The 2,143-nt window shown below is 50.9% G+C and carries 2 protein-coding genes; both read right to left on the bottom strand.

The features are described from left to right. Nucleotides 1-435: 435 nt before the first annotated feature. Nucleotides 436-1,281, bottom strand: a complete 846-nt coding sequence (locus FU659_RS34800) for a 1,4-dihydroxy-6-naphtoate synthase (RefSeq protein WP_147951713.1) — start codon at nt 1,279-1,281, stop codon at nt 436-438. After that, complete coding sequence (locus tag FU659_RS34795; protein WP_147951712.1) at nt 1,281-1,922, bottom strand: futalosine hydrolase; 642 nt, start codon at nt 1,920-1,922, stop codon at nt 1,281-1,283. The genes FU659_RS34800 and FU659_RS34795 overlap by 1 nt, the downstream gene beginning before the upstream one ends. Nucleotides 1,923-2,143: the final 221 nt, after the last annotated feature.

Below are 2,143 nucleotides of genomic sequence, written 5' to 3'. Positions count from 1 at the left end.
TCATGAATAAGCCATCTCGATTAAAAAAGCCTGCACGATTGCAGGAATTTCCTTTTCGTTGTACCCTCTACTGAACAATGTATGCTCTAGCTATTCCTCTACTTCATCTCCATCTTTTCCACGTTTCTTCTTGCATCCACTAGCTATCCTCCTCTTCATCATATAACCAATGACCTCTCTCCTCTGTAAGCACATTTTTCCTGCTTATAGCCACCCTTCTTCACATCACTCTTTTTAACACTGAAAACTCGTTACAGCTCGCTTTCCCTCTCAACCAACCACTTCTCTCCTCTGTAAGCACGTTTTTCCTGCTTTCAGCCGCCCTTTCTTCACCACCACTCTTTATAACACTGAAAAACATCGTTACAGCTCGCTATCCCCTGTCAGCGATATTAATAAAAAACCACCCAGTCGAATGATCGCTGGGTGGCTGACTTATGATTTAAGCAAAGCTGCGTAGTCCAACTGCGGGACAAGTCCTTCTTCCGCTGCCCGCTGCAGCAAGGTTAATACAGCGCCGTATCCGGCTTCTCCCAGTTCAGCGGAAAATTCGTTTACGTAGAGGTCGATATGAGCCTGAGCGACCTGAGGGTCCATCTCCTGTGCATGCTGCATGACATAGTCACGCGAAGCTTCGGGATGTGCCCACGCGTATTCTACTGAGGCGCGAGCCCAACCTGCGAGCGCCTTAAGATCAAGAGAGCGCCGGGCAATGATTGCGCCCAGCGGGATAGGCAGTCCGGTGTCGGACTCCCACCAACTACCCAAATCTGTTAACAGCGCTAACCCGTATGACGGGTAAGTGAAGCGCGCTTCATGGATGACAAGGCCGGCATCGATAAGGCCATCACGTACCGCCGGCATGATTTCGTGAAACGGCATAACCACGATTTCGCCAACACCTCCAGGAACGTTCTGTGCTGCCCAAAGGCGAAACAGCAGATAAGCCGTCGAGCGCTCGCTCGGCACTGCCACTCGGCGACCGGACAGGTAAGCTGGATCCAGCTGGGTCTGAGCTCCGTTTTGCGTCAAGACCAAGGGTCCACAGCCTCTGCCTAAAGCACCGCCACAAGGCAGTAATGCATAATCCTCCAGTACCCAAGGCAAAGCGGCATAGGAAATTTTGAGCACCTCCGGCCCCGTGCCTTCGGCTGCCAACCGGTTAGTGATGTCAATATCCGCATATAAAACATCCAACTTCGGGGCGCCTGGAATTAATCCATGGGCCCACGCATGGAAAACAAACGTATCATTCGGGCATGGTGAATAAGCGATTTTCATTATTTAAGCACCTCCGCTAGGACTGAACTTGCTGTTTCTAGAGCTTTCAAGGCATCAACGATCCGCCAAGCATCGCGGTCGCGAGGACCGACCGCGTTAGAGATGGCGCGGATTTCCAGAATCGGTACGCCGCGCTGTTGAGCCGCTGCGGCAATGCCGAAGCCTTCCATCGCTTCGGCAGCAGCTCCCGGCACCCGCACAGCCAGCTCCGCTGCTGTCGCTGCCGTCCCTGTAGCGGTCGCTACTGTGAGCACGGGACCCGACCTTGCTTGCAGTCCAACGGCCAATAACCCTTCCGTTAACCGATGCGCTAACTCCATATCAACCGCGATGCGTGTCGAGCCAAAACCGAGCTCGTCCAGACTCTTAAACCCGTCAAGCATTTCCACGCCTAAGTCTGCAGCGATAATTTCACTGGCCACAACAAGCGACCCTACTTCGGCTTGTCCTGCAAATCCACCAGCAATGCCGGCAATAACTACGAGATCATATTCAGCTTTGGCTAATGCCAAAGCTCCATGAACCGCTGCTGCAGCAAGCCCTACTCCGGCTAATGCCAATTCAAATCTGCTGTCTTCGCCAAGTCCCCGAAGGACAGCATCCCTCTCAGCTGTTACAGCCGTCATTACGAGTACTCGCATCGTTGCTCTAAACCCCTTTATGATAACAATTTTACATATAGATATTTTACAATGATCGTTAGATGATAATCAAACAAGAGAACCTTCCACTATTACATGGAAAAAGAGCCTGCCCGTCAATCGAGGCCACTGAAAAAGGTGCGCTTTTAATTTTCTGAAATAGATCTAAATTGATAATGGCGAATTTCCATTCAATCTGAATGAGAATTCGCCATTATTTA

This window comes from Paenibacillus sp. N3.4, assembly GCF_008017805.1.
GTDB lineage: Bacteria > Bacillota > Bacilli > Paenibacillales > NBRC-103111 > Paenibacillus_E.
The sequence above is the reverse complement of the archived record's forward strand: the minus strand, read 5'-3'. Positions and strand labels throughout refer to the sequence as shown.